This window comes from Streptomyces sp. NPDC045967, assembly GCF_056430495.1.
The window spans coordinates 593,101-618,885 of the sequence record NZ_JBWKLE010000003.1 but is presented as its reverse complement, the minus strand read 5'-3'; the positions used below and the strand labels follow the sequence as shown (position 1 = coordinate 618,885).

21 protein-coding genes are annotated in these 25,785 nt (G+C 72.1%); 8 read left to right on the top strand and 13 right to left on the bottom strand.

Features of this window, described 5'->3' with window-relative positions; all coding sequences use genetic code 11:
• Positions 1 to 61 precede the first annotated feature (61 nt).
• A complete protein-coding gene (locus tag AC07FY_RS09765; protein ID WP_479003026.1) occupies positions 62 to 1,072 on the top strand; it encodes an EamA family transporter in 1,011 nt (336 codons plus the stop codon).
• Here AC07FY_RS09765 and AC07FY_RS09760 read toward each other — a convergent pair.
• The 3 genes from AC07FY_RS09760 to AC07FY_RS09750 all read right to left on the bottom strand — a co-directional run bounded on the left by AC07FY_RS09760 (position 978) and on the right by AC07FY_RS09750 (position 6,366).
• Positions 978 to 2,423, bottom strand: a complete 1,446-nt coding sequence (locus tag AC07FY_RS09760) for an aldehyde dehydrogenase family protein (protein WP_479003024.1) — start codon at positions 2,421 to 2,423, stop codon at positions 978 to 980. The genes AC07FY_RS09765 and AC07FY_RS09760 overlap by 95 nt on opposite strands.
• Before the next feature lie 131 nt (positions 2,424 to 2,554).
• Positions 2,555 to 4,135, bottom strand: coding sequence for a PucR family transcriptional regulator (locus AC07FY_RS09755; protein ID WP_479003022.1), 1,581 nt, complete (start codon positions 4,133 to 4,135; stop codon positions 2,555 to 2,557).
• Positions 4,136 to 4,266: 131 nt separating this feature from the next.
• A complete protein-coding gene (locus AC07FY_RS09750; protein ID WP_479003019.1) occupies positions 4,267 to 6,366 on the bottom strand; it encodes an ATP-binding protein in 2,100 nt (699 codons plus the stop codon).
• Positions 6,367 to 6,614: 248 nt separating this feature from the next.
• Here AC07FY_RS09750 and gabT point away from each other — a divergent pair, with 248 nt between their 5' ends.
• Together gabT and AC07FY_RS09740 are read left to right on the top strand one after the other, a co-directional pair.
• Positions 6,615 to 7,949: a 4-aminobutyrate--2-oxoglutarate transaminase gene (gabT, locus tag AC07FY_RS09745; RefSeq protein WP_479003016.1), complete on the top strand. Its 1,335-nt coding sequence runs from the start codon at positions 6,615 to 6,617 to the stop codon at positions 7,947 to 7,949.
• Between the two features lie 142 nt (positions 7,950 to 8,091).
• Positions 8,092 to 8,877, top strand: coding sequence for a phosphatase PAP2 family protein (locus AC07FY_RS09740; protein WP_479003013.1), 786 nt, complete (start codon positions 8,092 to 8,094; stop codon positions 8,875 to 8,877).
• On the opposite strand, the gene AC07FY_RS09735 is transcribed toward AC07FY_RS09740, so the two are convergent.
• From AC07FY_RS09735 to AC07FY_RS09700, 8 genes are all read right to left on the bottom strand, one after another.
• The gene (locus AC07FY_RS09735; protein WP_479003010.1) at positions 8,837 to 10,648 is read right to left on the bottom strand and encodes a chitinase; all 1,812 of its coding nucleotides are present in this window, start codon (positions 10,646 to 10,648) and stop codon (positions 8,837 to 8,839) included. The two genes, AC07FY_RS09740 and AC07FY_RS09735, sit on opposite strands and share 41 nt — an antisense overlap.
• A gap of 70 nt (positions 10,649 to 10,718) precedes the next feature.
• Positions 10,719 to 11,207 (bottom strand): hypothetical protein, encoded by a 489-nt coding sequence (locus tag AC07FY_RS09730; protein ID WP_479003008.1) that lies wholly within the window; start codon positions 11,205 to 11,207, stop codon positions 10,719 to 10,721.
• Between the two features lie 170 nt (positions 11,208 to 11,377).
• Positions 11,378 to 12,796 carry an NAD(P)/FAD-dependent oxidoreductase gene (locus AC07FY_RS09725; protein ID WP_479003005.1) on the bottom strand — a complete coding sequence of 473 codons (1,419 nt, stop codon included), beginning with the start codon at positions 12,794 to 12,796 and terminating at the stop codon, positions 11,378 to 11,380.
• A 23-nt stretch (positions 12,797 to 12,819) separates the two neighbouring features.
• Positions 12,820 to 13,614 (bottom strand): ABC transporter permease, encoded by a 795-nt coding sequence (locus tag AC07FY_RS09720; protein WP_479003002.1) that lies wholly within the window; start codon positions 13,612 to 13,614, stop codon positions 12,820 to 12,822.
• On the bottom strand, positions 13,614 to 14,543 hold the full coding sequence (locus AC07FY_RS09715) for an ABC transporter permease (protein WP_479002999.1): 930 nt from the start codon (positions 14,541 to 14,543) through the stop codon (positions 13,614 to 13,616). Before AC07FY_RS09715 ends, AC07FY_RS09720 begins: the two co-directional genes overlap by 1 nt.
• Positions 14,540 to 15,688, bottom strand: a complete 1,149-nt coding sequence (locus AC07FY_RS09710; protein ID WP_479002996.1) for an ABC transporter ATP-binding protein — start codon at positions 15,686 to 15,688, stop codon at positions 14,540 to 14,542. The genes AC07FY_RS09715 and AC07FY_RS09710 overlap by 4 nt, the downstream gene beginning before the upstream one ends.
• A 53-nt stretch (positions 15,689 to 15,741) precedes the next feature.
• Positions 15,742 to 16,992 (bottom strand): polyamine ABC transporter substrate-binding protein, encoded by a 1,251-nt coding sequence (locus tag AC07FY_RS09705; RefSeq protein WP_479002993.1) that lies wholly within the window; start codon positions 16,990 to 16,992, stop codon positions 15,742 to 15,744.
• A gap of 71 nt (positions 16,993 to 17,063) precedes the next feature.
• Complete coding sequence (locus AC07FY_RS09700) at positions 17,064 to 18,581, bottom strand: gamma-aminobutyraldehyde dehydrogenase (protein WP_479003211.1); 1,518 nt, start codon at positions 18,579 to 18,581, stop codon at positions 17,064 to 17,066.
• A 194-nt stretch (positions 18,582 to 18,775) separates the two neighbouring features.
• On the opposite strand from AC07FY_RS09700, the gene AC07FY_RS09695 reads away from it, so the two are divergent.
• Entirely contained in the window at positions 18,776 to 19,324 is a 549-nt protein-coding gene (locus AC07FY_RS09695; protein ID WP_479002990.1) for an NADAR family protein, read from the top strand.
• Between the two features lie 148 nt (positions 19,325 to 19,472).
• Here the strand turns inward: AC07FY_RS09695 and AC07FY_RS09690 are convergent, their stop codons facing one another.
• Positions 19,473 to 20,192, bottom strand: coding sequence for a DUF4190 domain-containing protein (locus AC07FY_RS09690; RefSeq protein WP_479002987.1), 720 nt, complete (start codon positions 20,190 to 20,192; stop codon positions 19,473 to 19,475).
• A gap of 109 nt (positions 20,193 to 20,301) precedes the next feature.
• Here AC07FY_RS09690 and AC07FY_RS09685 point away from each other — a divergent pair, with 109 nt between their 5' ends.
• The gene (locus AC07FY_RS09685; protein ID WP_479002984.1) at positions 20,302 to 21,327 is read left to right on the top strand and encodes an adenosine deaminase; all 1,026 of its coding nucleotides are present in this window, start codon (positions 20,302 to 20,304) and stop codon (positions 21,325 to 21,327) included.
• Positions 21,328 to 21,364: 37 nt separating this feature from the next.
• Positions 21,365 to 22,057, top strand: a complete 693-nt coding sequence (locus tag AC07FY_RS09680; protein ID WP_479002981.1) for a glycerophosphodiester phosphodiesterase — start codon at positions 21,365 to 21,367, stop codon at positions 22,055 to 22,057.
• A gap of 211 nt (positions 22,058 to 22,268) precedes the next feature.
• Here AC07FY_RS09680 and AC07FY_RS09675 read toward each other — a convergent pair whose 3' ends face one another.
• Positions 22,269 to 23,708, bottom strand: a complete 1,440-nt coding sequence (locus AC07FY_RS09675; RefSeq protein WP_479002979.1) for a gamma-aminobutyraldehyde dehydrogenase — start codon at positions 23,706 to 23,708, stop codon at positions 22,269 to 22,271.
• Between the two features lie 170 nt (positions 23,709 to 23,878).
• On the opposite strand from AC07FY_RS09675, the gene AC07FY_RS09670 reads away from it, so the two are divergent.
• Together AC07FY_RS09670 and AC07FY_RS09665 are read left to right on the top strand one after the other, a co-directional pair.
• Positions 23,879 to 24,382 (top strand): Lrp/AsnC family transcriptional regulator, encoded by a 504-nt coding sequence (locus AC07FY_RS09670; protein WP_069922162.1) that lies wholly within the window; start codon positions 23,879 to 23,881, stop codon positions 24,380 to 24,382.
• A gap of 3 nt (positions 24,383 to 24,385) precedes the next feature.
• Positions 24,386 to 25,747 (top strand): aspartate aminotransferase family protein, encoded by a 1,362-nt coding sequence (locus AC07FY_RS09665; protein WP_479002975.1) that lies wholly within the window; start codon positions 24,386 to 24,388, stop codon positions 25,745 to 25,747.
• The last annotated feature ends 38 nt before the right edge of the window (positions 25,748 to 25,785 follow it).

Here is a 25,785-nt window from a genome sequence, read left to right as displayed (position 1 = left end):
CTCGGCCCTGACGCGAGCGCGACGCCGAGCGAACGACGGCTCCCACGGGATGTGAGGCACGATGCAGAGCAGCCGGCACGGACCCGTCGCGGCCCTGACCGCTCTGGCCCCGGCCATCTGGGGCAGCACCTACCTGGTGACCACCGAGCTGCTGCCACCGGACCGGCCGCTCCTGGCGACCACCGTGCGGGCCCTGCCGGGCGGCCTCGTCCTGCTGGCCCTGGGCCGAAGGCTTCCCGTGGGCGTCTGGTGGTGGCGCGCTCTGGTCCTCGGCGCCCTCAACATCGGAGCCTTCAACTTCCTGCTCTTCGTCGCGGCCTACCGGCTTCCGGGCGGCATCGCCGCCATGATCATGTCGGCACAGCCCATGTTCGTCGTGATCCTCGCCGCCCTCTTCCTCGGCGAAAGGGCCAGAGGAGTCCACGCCCTGGCCTGCGCGATGGGCGCCGGGGGCGTGATGTTGCTCGTCTTCAAGGGCACGGCATGCCTCGACACCGTCGGAGTCCTCGCCGCGGTCGGCGGAGCCCTGTGCATGGCCGCGGGCATCACCCTGACCAAGCGGTGGGGCCGGCCGGAGGGCGTCGGCCTGCTCACGTTCACCGGATGGCAGCTCACGGCGGGCGGACTGCTCCTGCTGCCGCTCTGGCCGGCGCTGGAGGACCTCCCCGACGGCCTCACCGGCTCCCACGTCCTCGGGTTCGCCCACCTCGTCACCCTGGGCGCGGTCCTGAGCTACGTCGTGTGGTTCCGGGGCATCGAACGCCTGCCGGCCGTGGCCGTCTCGTTCCTCGCACTGGGCAGCCCGGTCGTGGCCGCCCTGCTGGGGTACCTGGTGAAGGGCCAGACGCTGTCCGGCCCGCAGATCGTCGGCATGGCCGTCATCCTGCTCGCGGTCCTGCTCGGCCAGTCGCGCGAAGGGGGACGGCCGGAGCCCCCGCACAGTGGGCTCCGGCCGTCGGTTCGTGAGGCGTACGGGATCAGATGTCGAGGCCGGTCAGGACCAGGACCCGCTCGTACGTGTAGTCGTCCATCGCGTAGCGGACGCCCTCGCGGCCCACGCCGGACTGCTTGACGCCGCCGTAGGGCATCTGGTCGGCGCGGTAGGACGGCGCGTCGCCGACGACCACGCCGCCGACCTCGAGCTCGCGGTGGGCGCGGAAGGCGACCTGGATGTCGCGGGTGAAGACGCCGGTCTGCAGACCGAACTTGGAGTCGTTCACCGCGGCGAAGGCCTCGTCGGTGTTCTCGACGCGCTGGAGGGTCAGGACCGGGCCGAAGACCTCCTCGGTGGCGAGCTTGACGCCCGCCGGGACCTCCGCGAGCACGGTCGGCTCGTAGGAGGCACCCTCGCGCTCGCCGCCGGTGAGCAGCTTGGCCCCGGCGGACACCGCCTCATCGACCCAGGCCTCGACGCGCCGGGCGGCGTCCTCGGAGACCAGGGGGCCGACGTCGGTGGCGGAGTCGGAGGGGTCGCCGGTGACCTGGTCCCGCACCTTCGCGACGACCTTCTCCACGAGCCGGTCGTAGACCGAGGCGTCGGCGATCACGCGCTGGACGGAGATGCAGGACTGGCCGGCCTGGTAGTTCGAGAAGGTCGCGATGCGGGTCGCGGCCCAGTCGAGGTCGGCCTCGGAGGACCAGTCGGCGAGGACCACGGCCGCGGCGTTGCCGCCGAGCTCCAGCGTGCAGTGCTTGTGGGGCACCGACTGCTGGATGGCGTAGCCGACGGTGTCGGAGCCGGTGAAGGAGATGACGGGCAGGCGCTCGTCCTTGACCAGGGCGGGCATCTTCTCGTTGGCGACCGGCAGCACCGACCAGGAGCCGGCCGGCAGGTCGGTCTCGGCCAGCAGCTCACCGAGGATCAGGCCGGACAGCGGCGTGGCGGGGGCCGGCTTGAGGATGATCGGCGCGCCGACCGCGATGGCCGGGGCCACCTTGTGGGCGCACAGGTTCAGCGGGAAGTTGAAGGGCGCGATGCCGAGGACCGGGCCCTTGACGAAGCGGCGGGTCAGCGCGAGACGGCCCACGCCGCCGGCGTCGGTGTCGAGGCGCTGGGCGTCTCCGCCGTTGAAGCGGCGGGCCTCTTCCGCGGCGAAGCGGAACACGGACACCGCGCGGCCGACCTCGCCGCGCGCCCACTTGATCGGCTTGCCGTTCTCGGCGGAGATCAGCTGGGCGATCTCCTCGGTGCGCTCGGCCAGCCGCTTGGAGACGTGGTCCAGGGCGGCGGCGCGCACGTGGGCGGGGGTCGCGGAGAACTCCGCCGTCACGGCGTGCGCCGCGGCCACGGCCTCTTCGACCTGGGCGTCGGTGGGCACGCTGACCGTGCCGACCAGGCGTCCGTCCCACGGGGAGTGGACGTCGAAGCTGTCCTCGCCGGTGGCCAGGCGGCCGGCGAGCCAGAAGGCGTGGGTGGAAGTCATGCGAATCCCGGCCCTTCGAGTGTGCGGTGGCGGCTGTCCCCTCCACCGTAGGACTCGGCGGCGCTTTCGGCGTTTGTCCGGGGTGGAGCGCCCGCCGTCCCCGCTTCGCCGGTTTGTCAGTGTCGGCCGGCTCAGGCGGGGCTCGGGGACGCCTTGAGGGCGAGCCACAGCTCCATCCGGACGTCCGGGTCGTCCAGGGAGCGGCCGAGGATCTCCTCGACCCGCTTCATCCGGTAGCGCAGGGTGTGCCGGTGCACGCCGAGGTCGGCCGCGGCCGCGTCCCACTGGCCGTGCCGGGAGAGCCAGGCGTGCAAGGAGGCCACCAGGTCGCCGCGCCCGGTCGCGTCGTGCTCCCGCAGGGCGCGCAGGGTGCCGTCCGCGAAGGCTCGTACGGCGTCGTCGGCGAGCAGCGGCAGGACGGAGCCCGCCGCCATCTCCTCGTGCTCCACCATGGGACGGCCCCGGCGCCGGGCCACGGCCAGGGCCTGGTCGGCCTGTTTCAGGGCGGCGGCGACGGTGGCGGGGCCGGCCGGCGCGGACAGGCCGACCACGAGTTCGTCGGGCTCGGGGCCGGCGGCGTCCCGGCCGCGGCGCGCCTCCAGCGCCTCCGCGTGGTCCAGGCACGCCTGGACGGCCGCTCCCCCGTCGGCGGCCAGGACCACGAGCCGGCCCGGCTCGGGGACCACCAGCAGCGGTTCGCCGGCGCGGGACGCGGCCGACTCCACCGTGTCGGCCAGCGAGGCCAGCCCCTCCGGCTGGGCCGTGGCCGGCAGCGCGGCCTCGGCCGTGATCATCCGGAACGGCGCCTCGAGCAGGGCCCCGTACAGGTCCCCGGCGACGGCCCGCGCGTGCTCCGCCTCCCCGGCCAGCAGCATCCGCAGCACGGCCGCGCCCAGCCGGGACTCGGCGTCGTGCAGCGAGCGGGAGCGCTCGGTGGTGAGGGTGAGCAGCGCGACCGCGGAGTGCACGGCGTACCGCTCGGCCGTGCCCAGCGGGGCCCCGGTGCCGACGGCCAGGGCGCCCCGGGCCCGCCGGCCCGTGCCCAGCGACTGCAGTTCGACCCGGTCCTCCGAGCCGCCGACGACGGCGCTCGCGGGCGCCGGCCGCTCCCGCAGCCGCTCCACGTCAGCGGTCAGCCGGGCGGCGCGCCGGGCCGCCCACTCGGGGGCGGCCGCCACGACCGAGCCGGAGGCGTCGTACAGCGCGGCCCAGCCGTGCACGTGCGCGGCGAGCTTCGCCAGCAGCTCGGCGGGCCCGTCGGCGGAGAGGGCGGCCCGGGTCAGCTCGCGCTGCGCCTCGAAACCGGCGGTGACGGCCCGGTACTGGTCGGCCGCGAGCGCGGCGGAGACGGCCTTGCTGATGGCGAGGAAGGGGGTCCGCCGCGGTACCTCCAGCAGCGGCATGTCCTCCGCGCGGGCGGCCTCGACCAGCGCGTCGGGGACCGCCTCGTAGTTGACGCCGACCGCGAAGCCGATGCCGACGACCCCGGCAGCGGCCAGGCGGCGTACGTAGGGGCCCGTCTCGGCCGGGTTCTCGGCGTCCAGTTTCATCGCGGTGATCAGGAGCAGCTCCCCGCCCTCCATGTAGGGCACGGGGTCGGTGAGCTCGCTGACGTGGGCCCAGCGCACGGGGGTGTCGAGGCGGCTCTCGCCGGCCCGGACGCCGAGTTTCAGGGCCGAGTGCTGGACAAGCGAGGCGAGGGTGAGCGGCATCGGGTACCAGGGGCCTTAGCGGGAGGGGACGGCGGAAGGGGTTCGGCCGAAGCGCATCAGAGGGGCCGCACCCGTTTTCGCCGCGAGGTATGAACGGCTCCTCTCGATTCTGCCACCTCGTACGGGTCGGCTCAGGCCGTTGTGCCGAGCCGCACCAGCAGCGGAGCCGCCCGCTCCCCCTGGACCGAGGTCAGCGACAGCACCGCGTGGCCGGGCGGCACGGCGTGCGCCAGGTCGGAGGCGGACCACCGCTCGCGCTCCACCTGCCGGACGGTGACCGCGTCGGTGGTGACGGCCTTGCCGGTGACGAGCTTGCGGAAGGCGTGGATCAGCCGGGTCAGCGGCTGGTCGGCGAAGACGGTGCGGTGGGTGACGTCGCGCGCCTCGACCCACTCGGTGCCCCAGGCCTCGGCAAAGCGCTTGCCGTCCCAGGTGGTGACCCCGGAGAAGGCCATCCGGCAGCCGACCGAGCCGAGCAGCGGCGTGCGCAGTTCCTCCGGTACGTCGTCCAGCGTGCGCAGCGTGAGCAGGACTCCCGCGTTCGCCGAACGCAGCCGCTGCACGCCCCGGACGGTCTGCGGGGTCAGGGTGTGCGCGGCGTCGTCGAGGGCGAGGAAGGCGAAGAGGGAGCGGTCGGCGCGGGCGGCAGCGGCGGCGTTGAACTGGGCGAGCAGCAGCCGGGCCAGCATCCGGGAGGCGTCCGCGTGGCCGCGTTCGGGCAGGTCGACGCGGACGCGGATGGGGTGCTCCAGGGTGCGCAGGGAGAACGGCCGGTTCTGGCCGGTGGTGTCGAAGAACGCGGCGAAGGCGGGCCGGTCGAGCAGCGCCACCCGGTCGGCGAGGGCCGGGCCGGGGTCGCCCGGGGCCCGGTGCTGCCGCTCCCGGGCGTCGAGCTCGCGGAGCATGGCCTGTTGTCCGGACGCGGCCAGTTCCCGGCGCAGGGCGCCGAAGGCGTCCGGCGGCGGGTCGAGCAGTTCGCGCAGCTCGGGCACGGACGGGAAGCGGCCGTAGGCGGTGCGGAAGGGGCCGAGGAGCTGGGCGAGCGCGGTCGCGGCCCGGCGGACCTCGATGCCGGGGACGTCTCCCACGAAGGCCTCGGCCAGGAGGGTGGCGGCCTCGTCGGGGTCGGTGGCGCCGCCGTAGAGATCGAGGTCGTAGACGGATTGCGGGTCGCCGACGCGGACCACCACGTCGTAGGCGCTGTCCGGGCCCAGTCGGCTCCCCGCCGCGCCCACGGCGACGACGGCGGCCTGTCCCGCGAGCGCCTGGAGGGCGAGGGATTCCACGACGGGCCGGACCAGGCTCCGGGTCTTGCCCGATCCCGAGGGGCCGACGGCGAGCAGCGAGGTGCCCAGCACCCCGGGGTCCAGGGCGAGCGCGGTGCCGCGCCGGACGTAGGGGTTGCGCGGGCCGTCCTCGACGGCGCCGAGCATGACCTGCCGGGCCAGGAGGTCGTGGCGGGCGGCGCGGACGGGCAGGTCCCGTGCCCCGGAGGGGTGCGCGCACGCTCCGGCGCCCTTGTCCCGCACGGCGTCGGCGAAGGCCCGCAGGCGCGCGGGGTCGGCGCGCACGGAGTCCCAGGCCCGCCGGATCCGGGTGTAGTCCACGTCGTTCATCCGCCCGGCCCCGGCCTCCCCCTGGAGCCGGTCGGCGGCCTCGTCCAGCCCGGCCGCCCGCAGCTGCGGCCAGCGCTCGGGGTCCTGCGCGCCGCCCGCCTCCGGCCGGGCCGGGCCGGCCGGGCCGGGCGTCCTGGCGGCCCGCCCCGCGAAGACCCGGCGGGCCAGCTCGGGCCAGCGGCCCAGACGGCCGAAGCCGACGGCCAGGGCGCCGATGACGAGGGCGTACCAGACGTAGGAGGCCGCGACCGCCGCGTCGGTGTGCGCCCAGGAGTCGGGCGTGAACATGTAGAGGGGCCAGAGCCAGAAGCCGCCGAGGTACATGTTCCAGAGCAGGGACCACAGCAGGAGCCCGGCCAGCAGGGCGATCAGGGCGCCGCTGACCAGCTGGCGGGTCGGGGTCTCCTCGGGCTCCTCGGCGGCCCGCGGCACGTGCCCGTACGACCAGACCCCCGGCCCGTCCTGGACGCGCGGGACGCGCAGCCACTCCCCCAGCGTCGGCCCGGTGGCGGGCGCGTGGGAGGGCCGCGGCGGAAGGCCCGGCGGCGGGCCGGCCGGCCGGGGGATCCGCCCGGTACCGGGCGGGCGCGTCTCGTGCGTGCCGTCGGTGTCCATGAAACCCCTGCCCCCTGCCGTTCCTGCGCTGCGCCGCTCAATGTAGTGGCCCGGCGGCGGCCGCGGGCCGTACCCGCACCGGGTTTCGCCGCGCGGTCCGCGCAAGCCCGGACGGGCCGCCCTATGGCCGTCGCGGACAAGGACACGCGGGCACCACTCCCGAACGGAGCATGCAGGACACCCGCCGCCGGGCCTAGCCTGCGGACAAAGAGACAAGTGCGTCCGAAAACACCCCCCAGGAGCCCTCCATGACCGCTGTCCCGCAGGAGCGCCGCATCGTCACCGCGATCCCCGGCCCCAAGTCGCAGGAGCTGCAGGCCCGCCGCCTCGAGACGGTGGCCGGCGGCGTGGGCTCCGTGCTCCCGGTCTTCACGGCCCGCGCGGGCGGCGGCATCATCGAGGACGTCGACGGCAACCGCCTGATCGACTTCGGCTCGGGCATCGCCGTGACCTCGGTCGGCGCCTCCGCCGAGGCCGTCGTGCGCCGCGCCTCCGCGCAGCTCGCGGACTTCACCCACACCTGTTTCATGGTCACCCCCTACGAGGGCTACGTGGAGGTCTGCGAGGCCCTCGCCGAGCTGACCCCGGGTGACCACGCCAAGAAGTCGGCGCTGTTCAACTCCGGTGCCGAGGCCGTCGAGAACGCCGTCAAGATCGCCCGCTCGTACACCAAGCGCCAGGCCGTCGTCGTCTTCGACCACGGCTACCACGGCCGTACGAACCTCACGATGGCGCTGACCGCGAAGAACATGCCGTACAAGCAGGGCTTCGGCCCGTTCGCCCCCGAGGTCTACCGCGTCCCGGTCGCCTACGGCTACCGCTGGCCCACCGGCGCCGAGAACTGCGGCCCCGAGGCCGCCGCCCAGGCGATCGACCAGATCACCAAGCAGATCGGCGCCGACAACGTCGCCGCGATCATCATCGAGCCGGTGCTCGGCGAGGGCGGCTTCATCGAGCCGGCGAAGGGCTTCCTGCCCGCGATCGTGAAGTTCGCCAACGACAACGGCATCGTCTTCGTCGCCGACGAGATCCAGTCCGGCTTCTGCCGCACCGGCCAGTGGTTCGCGTGCGAGGACGAGGGCATCGTCCCGGACCTGATCACCACCGCCAAGGGCATCGCGGGCGGTCTGCCGCTCGCCGCCGTGACCGGCCGCGCCGAGATCATGGACTCCGCCCACGCGGGCGGCCTGGGCGGCACGTACGGCGGCAACCCGGTGGCCTGCGCCGGTGCGCTCGGGTCCATCGAGACGATGAAGGAGCTCGACCTCAACGCCGCGGCGCAGCGGATCGAGTCGGTCATGAAGGCCCGCCTGTCGGCCATGCAGGAGAAGTACGAGATCATCGGCGACATCCGCGGCCGCGGTGCCATGATCGCGATCGAGCTGGTCAAGGACCCCGCGTCCAAGACCCCGTTCCCGGAGGCCGCCGGTGCGCTGGCCAAGGCCTGCCACGCGGAGGGCCTGCTCGTCCTCACCTGCGGCACCTACGGCAACGTGCTCCGCTTCCTGCCGCCGATCGTCATCGGCGAGGACCTGCTGAACGAGGGCCTGGACATCCTCGAGGCCGCGTTCGCGACCATCTGATCGAGCGGCGCGAACACGTACGCGCGGCGGCCGGCCCCTACCGCCGGTAACGGTCGGACGCTGTGAAGAAAGAGTGGGGGGCCGATGGCGGGTGCGCGTTCCCGCTGTCGGCCCCCTTCTGGCTGGCGTACGGTTTCTGCAGATGAGTGAGACACCCCGTTCCCGGGTGACCGGGGGCGATTTCGGCACCGGGCTTCCCCAGCACCGTGCCGGACATGCGTTCGCGCACACTCCTCACCGATCGGACAGCCGACCGCCCCAAACCCCCCGGGGCGAGCGGCAACCCGATCCGGGCGGCCGTCCCGGAACCATCCCCCCTGTTCCGGGACGGCCGGCCATCCCCCTCCTGGCCGCCGCCGTCTGCGGTCTGCTCTTCCTCCTGGTCACCTGGCAGGTGCTGGCCTCCGGCCCCCTGCTGGTCCCGGACCACGCACTGAGCCGCACGCTGGTGCGCACGGTCCCCGATCCCGTCACCGAGCGCCTCTCGGACCTGGGCGGCATCTTCGTCGCCGTGCCCGTACTCGTCCTGGCCATGGCGTACGCCGCCCGGCGCGGCCGGGCCCCGGCGGCCGGGGCGGCCGGGCTGGCGATGGCCCTGGTACCGGCCCTGGTCGTCCCCCTCAAGCTGTGGACCGCCCGGCCGGGCCCCCTGGAGCCCTGGGCCGCCGGCTACTTCCCCTCCGGCCACACGGCCACCGCGGCCGTCGCCTACCTCGGCGCGGCCCTGCTCGTGCGCCCGTACACCCGCCGGGCGTGGCCGACGGCCGCCGCCCTCGTGCTCACGGGGGCGACGGCCGTCGGGCTGGTCCTGCGGGGCTGGCACTGGCCGCTGGACGTGCTGGCCAGCCTGCTGATGTGCACGCCCCTGCTGCTGGGCGTGCGGTGGGTCAGCCGGCGCCCCCGTAGTACGCGTCGAAGTTCCGGCTGAACTCCCAGCCGCCGAACCGGTCCCAGTTGACGGACCACGTCATCAGACCGCGCAGGGCGGGCCAGGTGCCGTGCGTCTGGTAGCCGCCGCAGGAGACCTTCTTCGTCAGGCAGTCCAACGCCTTGGCCACCTCGGCGGGCGGCGTGTGGCCGTTGCCCGCGTTCGGCGTGGCCGGCAGGCCGATGGCGACCTGCTCGGGGCGCAGCGGCGGGAAGACGCGGGCGGTGTTCCCGGCGACGGGGAAGCCGGTGAGCAGCATGTCGGTCATGGCGATGTGGAAGTCCGCGCCGCCCATGGAGTGGTACTGGTTGTCGAGGCCCATGATCGGCCCCGAGTTGTAGTCCTGGACGTGGAGCAGGGTGAGGTCGTCGCGCAGGGCGTGGATGACCGGCAGGTAGGCGCCGGCGCGCGGGTCCTGGCCGCCCCAGGGGCCGGAGCCGTAGAACTGGTAGCCGAGCTGGACGAAGAAGGTCTCGGGGGCCATGGTCAGCACGAAGTCGGGCCCGTACCTGGCCTTCAGGGTCTTCAGGGCCGAGATCAGGTTGACGATTCCCGGGGTGGTGGGCGCCCGGAAGTCGGTGTCCCCGGCGGCGAGGGACAGGGAGTGCCCCTCGAAGTCGATGTCGAGGCCGTCGAGCCCGTACTCGTCGATGATCCTGCCGACGGAGGAGACGAAGGTGTCGCGGGCGGCGGTGGTCGCGAGCTGGACCTGGCCGTTCTGGCCGCCGATCGAGATGAGCACCTTCTTGCCCGCGGCCTGCTTGGCCTTCACGGCCGCCTTGAACTCCGCCGGGGTCTCGACGTTCGGGCACTCGGCGACGGGGCACAGCCGGAAGCGGATGTCGCCGGAGGTCACGGACGTCGGTTCGCCGAAGGCGAGGTTGATGACGTCCCAGGAGGCGGGCACGTCCGCCATCCGTACATAGCCGGAGCCGTTGGCGAAGCCGGCGTGCAGATAGCCGACGAGCGCGTGTGCGGGCAGGCCGCCGCCCCCGCCGCCGCCACCGCTCGGCGTGGTGACGGAGACGGGCGCGCTCCTCGGCGACTCGCCCGCCGCGTTCACCGCGCCGACCCGGAAGGTGTAGGTCGTGGAGGCGGTGAGGCCGGTCACGGTCGCCTGGGCGGAGGTGGCGGGCAGGGGTGCGGCGCCGTCGCGGTGGACCGTGTACGAGGTGGCACCGGGCACCGGGGTCCAGGACAGGGAGACCGAGGTCGAGGAGGAGGCGGCGGCGGTCAGGCCGGTGGGGGCGGCCGGGGGCAGGGGCTGGCCCGGGCCGCCGGGGTCGGGGCCGATCAGGGTGAGGTTGTCGGTGTAGTGGGCGGGTTGGCCGTACCAGCCGTGGGTGTACACCGTCACGGAGGTGGTCGACGGGCCGGTGCGGAAGCTCGTGGTCAGCTGCTTCCAGGCGCCGGGGCTCTGCGTCCAGGCGGACACGTCGGTGGTGCCGGTCCCGCTCGCGCCGAGGTACGCGTACGCGCCCTGCACCCAGGCGGACAGGGTGTAGGTCGCGTCGGGCTTGACGGTGACGCTCTGGGCGCAGCGGGCGTTGTCCTGACCGGCCGGGGTGGCCTTGAGGGCCGAACTCCCGCTGTGGGTGGGGCCGGTGACGACCGCTCCGCTGCCCGCCGAGCAGTTCCAGCCGTCGAGGCCGGCTTCGAAGCCGCCGTTGCGTACGAGGTCGGCGTCGGCCGCGGCGGCCGGCGGGCCCGCGGCGAGGAAGCCGGCCGCCGCCAGGGCGGCGGCCGTGAGGAGGGACCAGGCTCTGCGCACAACTGCCTCCGGGACATGGGGGGATGGAGGATCTCAGCGGCGCCCAACATGGTCCAGACCAATGGCCTTGTCAAGGCTTCCCGCCCTCCTGCGCCACCCCGCGCGCGGCCGCCTCGTGCATGGCGAGCTCCAGCACGGCCGGGTCGGTGAGGGTCCCCTCCCCGTCGGGGAGCACGAGCCAGCGCATCCCGCCGGCCGCCCGGCCGGGACGCGGGACCACGATCCAGCTCCCGCGCCCCGCTCCCCGTACCCCCGTGCCGATCCAGCGGGACGCCGTGCCCGGAGGCACGAAGAAGCCCAGCCGGTGGACCGGGCGGCGGCCCGGCCCCGCGCCGCCGAGGTCGGCGAGCACCGGGCCGGGCCGTTCGAGGAGGAGGTCCAGTACGCCCAGGGTGGCCCGCCCCAGCGCCCCGGGCAGGATCAGCACGTCCCAGCGGATGCCGGCGGGCAGCAGGAGCACCCGGAGGGGATCGCGCTCCCACTGCCGCCGGCCGGCGTCCGGATCCGGCGCCGCGGATACGAGCCACTCGACTGCCGCCTTGTCCACCGGGGTCGTCATCGCCCGGCCTCCGTTCGTCTCGGTCGGTGAAAGTCCTCACCGGGAGAGAGCGGGGCCGGGCGCGGCCATGACGCGGGTTCGGCCGACCCGTGGGGGTGAAGCGGGTCACGGGCCGAACCGGCGGTGCGCACCGGGGGGCGCGCCCGGGAGGCGGGCGTGGGCGCCGCGGGTCAGCTGTCGAAGCCGAGGCCGAGGCGGTCGAGGGTGCGCAGCCAGAGGTTGCGGTGCCCGCCGTGGCGGTCGGCGCGGGCCAGCGACCACTTGGTGAGGGTGATCCCGGTCCAGGCGAAGGGCTCGGGCGGGAACGGCATCGGCTTGGACTTCACCATCTCCAGCCGGGTGCGCTCGGTGGAGGCCCCGTCGAGCAGGTCCAGCATCACGTCCGCGCCGAAGCGGGTGGCGCCCACCCCCAGCCCCGTGTAGCCGGCCGCGTAGGCGACCTTCCCGGCGTGCGCGGTGCCGAAGAAGGCCGAGAAGCGCGAGCAGGTGTCGATCGCCCCGCCCCAGGCGTGGCTGAACTTCAGGCCCTCCAGCTGCGGGAAGGCGGTGAAGAAGTGCTCCGCGAGCGTGAGGTAGGTCTCGGGGCGGTGGTCGTACTCGGAGTCGAGCTTCCCGCGGTAGGGGTAGATCGCGTCGTAGCCGCCCCACAGGATCCGGTGGTCCTTGGTGATCCGGAAGTAGTGGAACTGGTTCGCGCTGTCGCCCAGGCCCTGCCGGTTCTTCCAGCCGACGGCGGCGCGCTGCGCCTCGTCCAGCGGCTCGCTCATCAGCGCGTAGTCGTACACCGGCACGGTGAACGGGCGGACGCGGCGGACCAGGGACGGGAAGATGTTGGTGCCGAGGGCGACCCGGCGTGCCAGGATCGTGCCGTAGGGGGTCTGGACGGTCATCCCCCGGCCCGCGGAGGCCATCTTCAGGCCGCGGGTGTTCTCGTAGATCCGCACCCCGAGATCGAGGCACGCCCGCTTCAGGCCCCACGCCAGCTTCGCCGGGTTGAGCATGGCGACGCCGTCTCGGTCCCAGAGGCCCGCGAGGAAGGTCGGGGAGTCGACCTCGGCGCGCAGGGCGTCGCCCTCGAGCCATTCGGAGCGGCCCGCGAGGCCGAGCCGCCGCGCCTCGGCGTGGAGTTCCCGCAGCTCCTCGACCTGGTGGGGTTCGGTGGCGACGTCGATCTCGCCGGTGCGCTCGAAGTCGCAGTCGATGCCGTAGCGGGCGACGGCCTCCTCGATGGCGTCGAGGTTGCGGGCGCCCAGCTCCTCCAGCGTGGCCAGCTCGCCGGGCCAGCGGGCCAGCCCGTTGGCGAGTCCGTGGGTGAGCGAGGCGGCGCAGAAGCCGCCGTTGCGGCCGGAGGCGGCCCAGCCCGCCTCCTTGCTCTCGATCACGACCACGTCCCGGCCGGGGTCGCGCTCCTTGGCGAGCAGCGCGGTCCACAGCCCGCTGTAGCCGGCTCCGACGACCAGCAGGTCGCAGCGCTCGTCGGTGGTGAGCGCCGGCTGCGCGGCGGGCTTGCCGGGGTCGTCCAGCCAGTACGAGACCGGCTTCGCTTCCGAAAGGGATTTCGCAACACTACGCATGGCGACTGGGGCCATGGCTTCCAACTCCCTACAGGGGTCTACTTCGGTTGTGCCTTCTTGCGGCGGTTGCCGACCAGCTGGCCGGCGAGGACCACCAGGACGGCGATGACGAACATCGCCGTGCCGATGACGTTGATCTGCACGGGCGTTCCGCGCTGGGCCGATCCCCACACGAACATGGGGAAGGTGACGGTGTTGCCCGAGTTGAAGTTGGTGATGATGAAGTCGTCGAAGGAGAGGGCGAAGGACAGCAGCGCCCCCGCCGCGATGCCGGGCGCGGCGATCGGCAGGGTGACCCGTACGAAGGTCTGCACCGGGCCCGCGTAGAGGTCGCGGGCGGCCTCCTCCAGCCTGGGGTCCATGGACAGGACCCGCGCCTTGACGGCGGCGACGACGAAGCTGAGGCAGAACATGACGTGGGCTATCAGGATCGTCCAGAAGCCCAGCTGGATGCCCATGTTGAGGAAGAGCGCGAGCAGCGAGGCCGCCATCACGATCTCGGGCATGGCCATGGGCAGGAAGATCAGCGAGTTGACCGCGCCGCGCGCCCGGAAGCGGTAGCGGACGAGCGCGAAGGCGATCGCGGTGCCCAGGGCGGTCGCGCCCAAGGTGGCCCACAGGGCGATCTGGAGGGAGAGCGAGAGGGAGCCGCAGAGGTCGGCGACCCCGCAGGGGTCCTTCCACGCGTCGAGGGAGAACTCCTGCCAGGCGTAGTTGAACCGCCCGGTGGGGTTGTTGAAGGAGAAGACGGTCACGACCACGTTCGGCAGGATCATGTAGGCGAGCGTGCCGAGACCGGCGATCACTACGAGGTTGCGGCGAAGCCAACGCATCAGACCAGGTCCTCCGTCCCCGCTCGGCGGATGTAGATGGTGACCATGATCAGCACAATGGCCATGAGGATGAAGGACAGCGCGGCCGCCGTCGGATAGTCCAGGATCCGCAGGTACTGCGACTGGATCACGTTGCCGATCATGCGGGTGTCCGTGGAGCCGAGCAGTTCGGCGTTCACGTAGTCGCCGCTCGCCGGGATGAAGGTGAGCAGCGTCCCGGAGACCACGCCCGGCATGGACAGCGGGAAGGTGACCTTCCGGAAGACCGTCGCGGGGCGGGCGTAGAGGTCGCCGGCCGCCTCGTGCAGGCGGGTGTCGATGCGCTCCAGCGAGGAGTACAGCGGCAGGATCATGAAGGGCAGGAAGTTGTACGTCAGGCCGCAGACGACCGCGAGCGGCGTGGCGAGCACCCGGTCGCCCTGGGTCAGGCCCAGCCAGCTGGTGACGTCCAGGAAGCCGATGCCGTTCAGGGCCGCGACGACCGGGCCGCCGTCGGCGAGGATCGTCTTCCAGGCGAGGGTGCGGATCAGGAAGCTGGTGAAGAACGGCGCGATGACCAGCACCAGCAGCAGCCCCCGCCACCGGCCCGCCTTGAAGGCGATCAGGTAGGCCAGCGGGTAGCCCAGCAGCAGGCACAGCGCGGTGGCGGTGCCCGCGTAGAGCAGGGAGCGCAGGAACTGGGGGTAGTACTCGGTGAAGGCGTCCCAGTAGGTGCGGAAGTGCCAGGTGACCTCGAAGCCCTCTTCGAGGGAGCCGGTCTGCACCGAGGTGGAGGCCTGGTAGACCATCGGCAGCACGAAGAAGACCAGCAGCCAGAGTATGCCCGGGAGCAGCAGCCAGTAGGGGACGAGCCGCTTGCGCAGGGCCGCCCGGTGCACCGGGGGCGCGGCGGGGGCGGGCGCCTCGGGGGGCGCGGCTGTCACGCTCACGCGGACTCCTCGACCGTCTCGATGCCCGCGTCGATGTCCTGGGCGGCGTCGAGGCCGAAGCTGTGCTCCGGGTTCCAGTGCAGGATCACCTCGGCGCCCGGTACGAGCCGGCCGTCCCGCTCGATGTTCTGCGCGTACACCTCCAGCTCGGGGCAGACGGGGCTGTCGATGACGTACTGGGTGGAGACGCCGATGAAGGAGGAGTCGGCGATCCGGCCGGAGACCTTGTTGCGGCCGGCCGCGATGGTGTGCTCCTCGGCCGCGGGGACCAGGGAGATCTTCTCCGGGCGCACCCCGACCAGCAGGGTGCCGCCGCTGCGCGGGGTGGTGGCGCAGCGGGACGCGGGCAGCCGCAGCTTCGTTCCGGCGGCGGAGACGACCACCTCGGGGCCGGCGGACTCCACGGCGGCCTCGATGAGGTTGGAGGTGCCGAGGAAGTTGGCGACGAAGGTGGTGCCCGGGTTCTCGTACAGCTCGGCCGGGGCGCCCAGCTGCTCGACGCGTCCGCCATTCATCACGGCGACCGTGTCGGCCATGGTCATGGCCTCCTCCTGGTCGTGCGTGACGTGCACGAAGGTGATGCCGACCTCGGTCTGGATGCGCTTGAGCTCCAGCTGCATCTGGCGGCGCAGCTTGAGGTCGAGGGCGCCGAGCGGCTCGTCGAGCAGGAGGACCTGGGGGTGGTTGATCAGGGCGCGGGCGACGGCCACGCGCTGCTGCTGGCCGCCGGAGAGCTGGTGGGGCTTGCGCTGGGCGAACTGGCCGAGCTGGACCAGCTCCAGCATCTCGTCGACCTGCTTCTTGACCGACTTGACGCCGCGGCGGCGCAGGCCGAAGGCGACGTTCTCGAAGATGTTCAGGTGCGGGAAGAGGGCGTAGCTCTGGAAGACCGTGTTGACCGGGCGCTTGTAGGGCGGCAGGTCGGTGACCTCCCGGTCGCCGAGGCTGACCGTGCCGGTGGAGGGCTCCTCCAGGCCGGCGATCATGCGCAGGGTGGTGGTCTTCCCGCAGCCCGAGGCGCCGAGCAGGGCGAAGAAGGAGCCCTGGGGGATGGTGAGGTCCAGCGGGTGCACGGCGGTGAAGGTGCCGTAGTGCTTGCTGATCCCGGCGAGGCGGACGTCGCCGCCCGCGGTCTGCTCAGTCATGGGTGGGTCCCGGGGTTGGGTGGGGAGGGTTCGAGGGGCTGGGCCGGGGGGCGTCAGGCCCCGATGAGCTTGGCGAACTTCTCCTCGTACGCCGTCTCTTCTTCGCTGGTCAGGGAGCGGAAGGCGTGGGCCTTGGCGGCCATGGCCTTGTCCGGGACGATCAGCGGGTTGTCCGCGAGCGCGGGGTCGATCTTGGCGAGTTCGTCCTTGACGCCCTCGACCGGGCAGACGTAGCTGATGAACGCGGCCAGCTGGGCGGCGACCGGGGGCTCGTAGTAGTAGTCGATGAGCTTCTCCGCGTTGGCCTTGTGCCGGGCCTTCGCCGGGACCAGCAGGTTGTCGCTGGAGGTGATGTAGCCGGGGGCGGGGATGGCGTACTGGATGTCGGGGTTGCCCGCCTGGAGCTGGATGACGTCGCCCGCCCAGGCCAGACAGGCGGCGAGGTCGCCCTTGTCGAGGTCGGCGGTGTAGTCGTTTCCGGTGAAGCGGCGGATCTGCCGGGAGTCCACGCCCTTCTGCAGCCGGCCGAGCGCACCGTCGAAGTCGGCGGTGGTGAACCGCGCCGGGTCCTTGCCCTGGTCGAGCAGGGTCATGCCCACGCTGTCGCGCATCTCGGTGAGGAAGCCGACCCGGCCCTTGAGGGTGGGGTCGTCCAGCATCTGGGTGACGGAGTCGACCTTCCTGCCGCCGGTGGCCTTGGTGTTGTAGGCGATGACCGTGTCGATGCCGGTCCACGGGTAGCTGTAGGCGCGGCCCGGGTCCCAGTCGGGGGTGCGGAACTGCGGGATCAGGTTGGCGTAGGCGTGGGGCAGGTGGGAGGGGTCCAGCTTCTGCGCCCAGCCGAGGCGGATGATGCGCGCGGCGAGCCAATCGGTGACGACGATCAGGTCGCGGCCGGTGTCCTGGCCGGCGGCGAGCTGGGGGCGGATCTTGCCGAAGAACTCGACGTTGTCGTTGATGTCCTCGGTGTACTTGACCTCGATCCCGGTCCGCTGGGTGAACTCCTCCAGGGTGGGCCTGGTCTTCTCGTCGTCGCTGGTGTCCATGTACTCGGTCCAGTTGGAGAAGTTGATCTCCTTCTCCTGTGCCGAGTGGTCGTCGGAGGCCGCCGCCGCGTCGCCCGCGCGCTGGGCGGGCGGGATGCCGCACCCGGAGAGGGCGGCCAGGCCGGCGAGGGTGAGCGCTCCGACTCCGGAGCCACGCAGCAGCGAGCGGCGGGTGAGGGCCCCGCGCCCGCTGGTGAGGCTGCGCCGCATCGCGGCGAGTTGCGCCGCCGAGAGGCGGTCGGGCTCGAACTGCTCCATGCGCTGTGCCCTTTCGGAGGTGTACCGCTGGTCGGGCGGTGGGTTCCCACGCGGCGATGGCCGCGAATGGTTTACGGACGGTCCCCGAAGATCGTGCGGTGCCAGTCCTTGGCGGCCACCGCGGTGTTGTCGTACATCACGTGCTTGACCTGGGTGTACTCCTCGAAGGAATAGGCCGACATGTCCTTGCCGTAGCCGCTGGCCTTGTAGCCGCCGTGGGGCATCTCGCTGATGATCGGGATGTGGTCGTTGACCCAGACGCAGCCGGCCTTGATCTCCCGGGTGGCGCGGTTCGCCCGGTAGAGGTCACGGCTCCAGGCGGACGCGGCCAGTCCGTAGGGGGTGTCGTTGGCCAGTGCGATGCCTTCGTCATCGGTGTCGAAGGGCAGGACGGCCAGGACCGGGCCGAAGATCTCGGACTGGACCACCTCGCTGTCCTGGGCGGCGCCGGTGATGAGGGTGGGCCGGTAGTAGGCGCCCTGCGCGAGCTCGCCGCCCGGGATCTCGCCGCCGGTGACGACGGTGGCGTAGCCCCGGGCCCGCTCCACGAAGCCGGCGACCCGGTCGCGCTGGGCGTGCGAGACGAGCGGGCCGAGGTCGGTGGTGGGCGCGAAGGGGTCGCCCAGGCGGACGCTCTCCATCAGCTCGGCGACGCGGGCGACGAAGGCGTCGTGCAGGGGGCGCTGGACGTAGGCGCGGGTGGCGGCGGTGCAGTCCTGGCCGGTGTTGATGAGGGAGGCGGCGACGGCGCCGTGCGCGGCGGCCTCCAGGTCGGCGTCGTCGAAGACGAGGAACGGCGCCTTGCCGCCGAGTTCCAGGTGGAGCCGCTTGACGGTGGCGGTGGCGACCTCGGCGACCCGCTTCCCGACGGCGGTGGAGCCGGTGAAGGAGGTCATCACCACGTCGGGGTGGCCGACCAGATGCTCGCCGGCCTCGGGGCCGGCGCCGGTGACGATGTTGATCACGCCGTCGGGCAGGCCCGCTTCCTTGGCGGCCTGCGCGAACATCAGGGAGGTCAGCGGGGTCAGCTCGGCCGGCTTCAGGACGATCGTGTTGCCGGCGGCGACGGCCGGGAGGATCTTCCAGGCGGCCATCTGGAGCGGGTAGTTCCAAGGGGCGATGGAGCCGACCACGCCGAGGGCCTCGCGGCGCACGTAGGAGGTGTGGTCGCCGGAGTACTCGGCCGCCGCCTGCCCCTGGAGGTGGCGGGCGGCCCCCGCGAAGAAGGCCGTGTTGTCGATGGTGCCCGGGACGTCGAACTCCGTGGTCAGCTTGATCGGCTTGCCGCACTGGAGGGACTCGGCGCGGGCGAAGTCCTCGGCCTGCTCGGCCAGGACGGCGGCCAGTCGGTGCAGGGCGTCCGAGCGCTCCCCCGGGGTGGCGCCGGCCCAGGCGGGGAAGGCCCTCTTGGCGGCGGCCACGGCCTCGTCCACGTCCGCCGTGCTCGCCAGTGCGTAGGTGAGGACCTCGTCCCCCGTGGCCGGGTCGACCACGGTGTGTGACCGGCCCGAGGTGCCGGCCCTCAGCCGTCCGTCGATGTACTGCGCGCCGTCTGCGAAGCGGTCCTTGACCTGGAAGCGGTTGCCCATCACGCTCTCACGCTCTCCGTAGCTACAGTTCGAGCTACAGCTCGAATTGAGTGCCGATCCTGACAGAGGAGACTCCCCCGTCCAAGTGATTCCGTTGTTGCCTTTTGATTACGCGACGGATTCGGTCGACCAAGTGTCCAGGCACGCCCGAAATCCCGTACGAGTTGTCCGTGGCGACTGCCACACTCGCGTGCATGGAGATGATCGAGGAGCTGATCGAGCAGGTCAGCCGTGGTGAGCGGGTGAAGTTCCTGCCGTTCTGGGGACACCGTCCGAGGTCCGACGGCCGCCTGGGGCCGAGCTGCCTGAGCCAGTGGTGGCCGTCCGAGTTCACCGTGGGTGATGTCCGGTACGCGACGGCGGAGCACTGGATGATGGCCGGGAAGGCCCGGCTGTTCCACGACGCCGAGGCGGAGCGCGCGGCCCTGTCGGCGCGGACCCCGGCCGAGGCGAAGAAGGCCGGCCGGCTGGTGCGCGGCTTCGACGACGCCGTGTGGGAGCGGGAGCGGTTCGCCCTGGTCGTCGAGGGCAGTGTGCACAAGTTCGGCTCCGACCCCGCGCTGCGGTCCTACCTGCTGGCCACCGGCGACCGGGTGCTGGTGGAGGCGAGCCCCCTGGACCGCGTCTGGGGCATCGGCCTGCCGGCCGACGACCGGCGCGCCCTGGACCCGGCCAGCTGGCAGGGCCTGAACCTGCTGGGCTTCGCCCTGATGGAAGCCCGCGCACGGCTGCGGCAGGACTGAGCGGGCGGCGGGCAGGGGGCTGCGGGCTAGCGGGCGGGCCGGGCGCCGTCCGGTTCCGCGCACCGGCGCACCTTCCGCGGGCTCACCGGCGCGGCCACGAAGAACAGGAAGGGCCGGATACGCGGAAGGGGAACGGTCGGACCGGGGCTCATATCCTCTCGCGCTCCTGGGAGTCGGAGTACGGGCTGTCATAGGGCGGTCCGTCGCCCCAGTCCCCCTCCAGGAACGGCACGAACAGGGCGAGCAGCATCAGCGCGCCCAGCACGATGCCGACCGCACCGAGGATGATGCCGGCCAGCGCCATCCCGCCGTTGTCGGCCTCGCCGCGATTCGCCTTGCCCTTGCCCAGGGCCCCGAAGACGACCGCCCCGATCCCGATTCCGACGGCCAGGAAGCTGGTGATGCAGCCCACGACGGAGAGGATGCCGAGGACGAGGGCGGTGACGCCGAAGCCGTTGCTCGGCGGCGTCGCGTACGGCGGGTAGCCCGACGGGGCCGGATAGCCGGAAGGGCCGGGGTAGGCGGGCGGCGCTGCCTGGTAGCCCATGTCGCCCGGGTACCCGTACACCGGCGGGGCGGGATAGCCGTAACCCGCCGGGTCGGGCTGGGCGGGATATCCGTAGGCGGGCGGCGCGGCGGGCCCCGGCGCCGGCGTCCGCACCGGACCGGGTTGCGGGACGGGGGGCTGCGGGAAAGGCTGGGGAAAGGGCTGCGGGGCATCGGCTCCCGGCATTCCGGCGATGGTCGGCTGGTCGTGCACGCCCGGTGCTCCCCCGGCACCCGGCGCGGCCTGCTGCCTGCCGAATTCCCCCGCCGGCCGCTCCGGCGGCGCCCACGGATCCCCCGGCTGAGCGCTCTGGTCGTTCATGCGGCACCCCCCTCTCGTACAGCCATGCTATGCGCTGCCACCGACGGTCACCGGCGTGCCTACGATGAGGGCCGACCTGACCGCGCGCGCGTCCTCCCGGAGGCACCTCATGACCGACCTGCATCCCTTCATCGCGGGGCTGCCCAAGGCGGAACTCCACGTCCACCACGTCGGTTCGGCGTCCCCGCGGATCGTGGCGGAACTCGCCGCCCGGCACCCCGACTCCAAGGTCCCGACCGATCCCGAGGCGCTCGCGGACTACTTCACCTTCACCGACTTCGCGCACTTCATCGAGGTCTACCTGTCGGTCGTGGACCTCGTGCGCACCCCCGACGACGTACGCCACCTCACCTTCGAGGTGGCCCGCGACATGGCCCGGCAGAACATCCGCTACGCCGAGCTGACCATCACCCCCTATTCCTCCACCCGCCGCGGCATCGAGGAGAAGGCCTTCATGGAGGCCATCGAAGACGCCCGCAAGGCCGCCGAGACCGAGCTCGGCGTCATCCTGCGCTGGTGCTTCGACATCCCGGGCGAGGCCGGCCTGGAGGCCGCGGCCGAAACCGCCCGCCTCGCCGTCGACCTGCGCCCCGAGGGCCTGGTCTCCTTCGGTCTGGGCGGCCCCGAAGTCGGCGTCCCGCGCCCGCAGTTCAAGCCGTACTTCGACCGGGCCCGCGCCGCCGGCCTGCACAGCGTGCCGCACGCGGGCGAGACCACCGGCCCCGAGACCGTGTGGGACGCCATCCGCGAGCTGGGCGCCGAGCGCATCGGCCACGGCACCAGCTCCACCCGGGACCCCGAGCTGCTCGCCTACCTGGCCGAGCACCGGATCGCGCTGGAGGTCTGCCCCACCTCCAACATCGCCACCCGCGCGGTGAGCGACCTCGAGCTGCACCCCGTCAGGGAGATGGTGGCCGCGGGCGTGCTCGTCACCATCAACAGCGACGACCCGCCGATGTTCGGCTCCGACCTGAACAACGAGTACGCGGTGGCGGCGCGCCTGCTCGACCTCGACGAGCGCGGCCTGGCCGGGCTCGCGAAGAACGCCGTGGCGGCCTCCTTCCTGGACGAGGCCGGCAAGGCGCGGCTCGGCGCGGAGATCGACGCGTACACGGCGCAATGGCTCGCGCGCTGACACGGCCACCCGCGGCGCCGGCCCCGAGAATGGGGCCATGCGCACCCTGACTGCCGTCGGCCACCGCGGCGATCCCTACCGTGTCCGTGAGAACACCCTGCCCTCGATCCGCTCCGCCTTCGCGCGCGGGGCGGACGCCGTCGAGATCGACGTACGGCTGACCCGGGACGGGGTGCCGGTCCTGCTCCACGACGAGACGCTGCGGCGGTTGTGGGGCCATGACGTGCGGCTCGACGCCGTCACCGCCCCCCAGCTCGAGGAACTGACGCAGGGTGGGGTTCCGACGCTGCGCGAGGCGGTGCTGGCGGCGGGGGCGGGACGGCTGATGCTCGACCTGCCGGGTGCCTCCTACGAGACCGTGCGGACGGTCGTGGGCCAGATCCGCGAGTGCGGGGCGCGCGAGCGCACCTACTACTGCGCCGGGCCGCGGACGATGCTGGCCGTCCGCGCCGCCGATCCGGGGGCGGAGATCGCGCTGACCTGGACCACGCTGTCGCCGCCGCGCCGGGTGCTCCTCGACGCGGTCGTCCCGCGCTGGCTCAACTACCGCTTCGGCCTGGTCAGCCGCGAGCTGACGGACGCCCTGCACCGGGACGGCCTGCTGGTGTCGGCCTGGACCGCGGACACGAAGCGGACGATGCGGGCGCTCGTGCGCGCCGGGGTCGACTCCGTCACCACCAACCGGGTCGACGCACTGAGCGCCGTACGGACCGCCGAACTCGGCATGTGACCCCGGCCCGCGCGGCACGGCCGGGCCGCCCGCCACCGGAGCCCCGGCGCCCTAGGCCCTGTCGTCAAAGTCGCGCCTGGCCCCACTTTGACGACAGGACCTAGGTCAGAGCCCGGCGACCGCGTTCCACCTGCGGAACGCGAAGGGGCGGGCGGTGGACGGGTGTCCACCGCCCGCCCCGTGGGCGGCGTGCTCTGACCGCTGCGGTCGGTCAGCCGTCGAGGGAGGTCATCACGTGCTTGATGCGCGTGTAGTCCTCGAAGCCGTAGGCGGAGAGGTCCTTGCCGTAGCCGGACTTCTTGAATCCGCCGTGCGGCATCTCGGCGACGAGCGGGATGTGGGTGTTGATCCACACGCAGCCGAAGTCGAGGTTCTTGGACATCCGCATCGCGCGGCCGTGGTCCTTGGTCCACACCGAGGAGGCGAGGGCGAACTCGACGCCGTTCGCGTACGCCAGGGCCTGGGCCTCGTCCGCGAAGGACTGGACAGTGATGACGGGGCCGAAGACCTCGTTCTGGATGATCTCGTCGTCCTGCTTGAGGCCGGAGACCACGGTCGGGGCGTAGAAGTAGCCCTTCTCGCCGACCTGGTGGCCGCCCGCCTCGACCTTGGCGTGGGCGGGGAGGCGCTCGATGAAGCCCGCGACCTGCTTGAGCTGGTTGGGGTTGTTCAGCGGGCCGTAGAGCACGTCCTCGTCGTCCGGCCGGCCGGTCTTGGTGTCGGCGGCGGCCTTGGCGAGCGCGGAGACGAACTCGTCGTGGATCGACTCGTGGACGAGCACGCGGGTGGCGGCCGTGCAGTCCTGGCCGGCGTTGAAGTAGCCGGCGACCGCGATGTCCTCGACGGCCTTGGCGATGTCGGCGTCCTCGAAGACCACGACCGGGGCCTTGCCGCCGAGCTCCAGGTGGACGCGCTTGACGTCCTTCGCGGCGCTCTCGGCGACCTGCATGCCGGCGCGCACCGAGCCGGTGATGGAGGCCATCGCGGGGGTGGCGTGCTCGACCATCGCCCGGCCGGTCTCGCGGTCACCGCAGATGACGTTGAAGACGCCCTTGGGCAGGATCGAGTCGATGATCTCCGCCATCAGGACGGTGGAGGCGGGGGTGGTGTCCGAGGGCTTGAGCACCACGGTGTTGCCCGCGGCGATCGCCGGGGCGAACTTCCACACGGCCATCATCATCGGGTAGTTCCACGGCGCGACCTGGGCGCACACACCGACCGGCTCGCGGCGGACGATCGAGGTCATGCCCTCCATGTACTCGCCGGCCGAGCGGCCCTCGAGCAGACGGGCGGCGCCGGCGAAGAAGCGGATCTGGTCCACCATCGGCGGCAGCTCCTCGCTGGCCGTGAGGCCCAGCGGCTTGCCGGTGTTCTCCGACTCCGCGGCGACGAGCTCCTCGGCGCGGGCCTCGAAGGCGTCCGCGATCTTGAGCAGGGCCTTCTGGCGCTCGGCGGGCGTGGTGTCGCGCCAGCCGGGGAAGGCGGCCGCGGCGGCGGCCATGGCCGCGTCCACGTCGGCCTGGCCCGAGAGGGGGGCGGTGGCGTACGCCTCGCCGACGGCGGGGTTGACCACCTCGGTGGTCCGCCCGTCGGCGGCGTCCTTGAACTCTCCGCCGATGTAGTTGCGCAGACGACGCAGTTCGGTGGTCACTACAGCCACTCTCCTGATCCCATGTCCAACGATTGAGACGATCCCCAAAGAGTAGCTCCTCGGCGGACGCTTTCGACAGAGCCAGATGGGAGGAACTGCGAAATCGGTGAGATCGGAGTCGCCAAACAACGGATTTCATCGATCCCGCCTTGCGGAACGGACGACTCCTCGTGCACAGTGTGGTCGTGGTCAGTCGAAGCGCAGATTCCAGGAACAGACAACCGTCCCCTTCGGTCGATGCTGTGTCCCTGGCGATCATCGAGCAACTGCAGGAGGACGGTCGCCGTCCCTACGCGGCGATCGGCAAGGCCGTCGGCCTGTCCGAAGCCGCCGTGCGCCAGCGCGTGCAGAAGCTGCTCGATCAGGGCGTCATGCAGATCGTCGCCGTCACCGACCCGCTCACCGTGGGCCTGCGGCGCCAGGCCATGGTCGGCATCAACGTCGAGGGCGACCTCGACCCGGTGGCGGACGCCCTGACCGCCATGGCCGAGTGCGAGTACGTGGTGATGACCGCGGGCTCGTTCGACCTGATGGTGGAGATCGTCTGCGAGGACGACGACCACCTGCTCGAAACGATCAACAAGAAGATCCGCGCGCTCCCCGGCGTGCGATCAACCGAAAGCTTCGTTTACCTGAAGCTGAAGAAGCAGACCTACATGTGGGGAACTCGATAACCCGTGAGCCAGGACCTCTCCAAAACCGCGTACGACCACCTGTGGATGCACTTCACCCGCATGTCGTCCTACGAGAACGCACCCGTGCCCACCATCGTGCGTGGTGAGGGCACCTACATCTTCGACGACAAGGGCAAGCGCTACCTCGACGGCCTCGCCGGCCTGTTCGTGGTCAACGCCGGTCACGGCCGCAAGGAACTGGCCGAGGTCGCCTACAAGCAGGCGCAGGAACTCGCGTTCTTCCCCATCTGGTCGTACGCGCACCCCAAGGCCGTCGAGCTCGCCGAGCGCCTCGCCGACTACGCCCCGGGCGACCTGAACAAGGTCTTCTTCACCACGGGTGGCGGAGAGGCCGTCGAGACGGCCTGGAAGCTCGCCAAGCAGTACTTCAAGCTCCAGGGCAAGCACACCAAGTACAAGGTCATCTCGCGTGCGGTCGCCTACCACGGCACCCCGCAGGGCGCCCTGTCCATCACGGGCCTGCCCGCCCTGAAGGCCCCCTTCGAGCCGCTGGTCCCCGGCGCGCACAAGGTGCCGAACACCAACATCTACCGCGCCCCGATCTACGGCGACGACCCCGAGGCCTTCGGCCGCTGGTGCGCCGACCAGATCGAGCAGGAAATCCTGTTCGAGGGCGCCGACACCGTCGCCGCCGTCTTCCTGGAGCCCGTGCAGAACGCCGGCGGCTGCTTCCCGCCGCCGCCCGGCTACTTCCAGCGCGTCCGGGAGATCTGCGACGAGTACGACGTCCTGCTCGTCTCCGACGAGACGATCTGCGCGTTCGGCCGCCTCGGCACGATGTTCGCCTGTGACAAGTTCGGTTACGTCCCGGACATGATCACCTGCGCCAAGGGCATGACCTCGGGCTACTCCCCGATCGGTGCCTGCATCATCTCGGACAAGCTCGCCGAGCCGTTCTACAAGGGCGACAACACCTTCCTGCACGGCTACACCTTCGGCGGCCACCCGGTCTCCTCGGCCGTGGCGCTCGCCAACCTCGACATCTTCGACAAGGAAGGCCTCAACCAGCACGTGCTGGACCACGAGGACGCCTTCTTCTCGACGCTGAAGAAGCTGCACGACCTGCCCATTGTCGGCGACGTCCGCGGCAACGGGTTCTTCTACGGCATCGAGCTCGTCAAGGACAAGGACACCAAGGAGTCCTTCTCGGACGAGGAGACGGAGCGCGTGCTCTACGGCTTCCTGTCCAAGGCGCTCTTCGAGAACGGCCTGTACTGCCGGGCCGACGACCGCGGCGACCCGGTGATCCAGCTGGCCCCGCCGCTGATCGCCGACCAGGGCACCTTCGACGAGATCGAGGGAATCCTGCGCGCGGTGCTCACCGAGGCGTGGACCAAGCTCTGATCCACCGCCGGACCAGGTCGTAAAGCGGCCGATCGCAC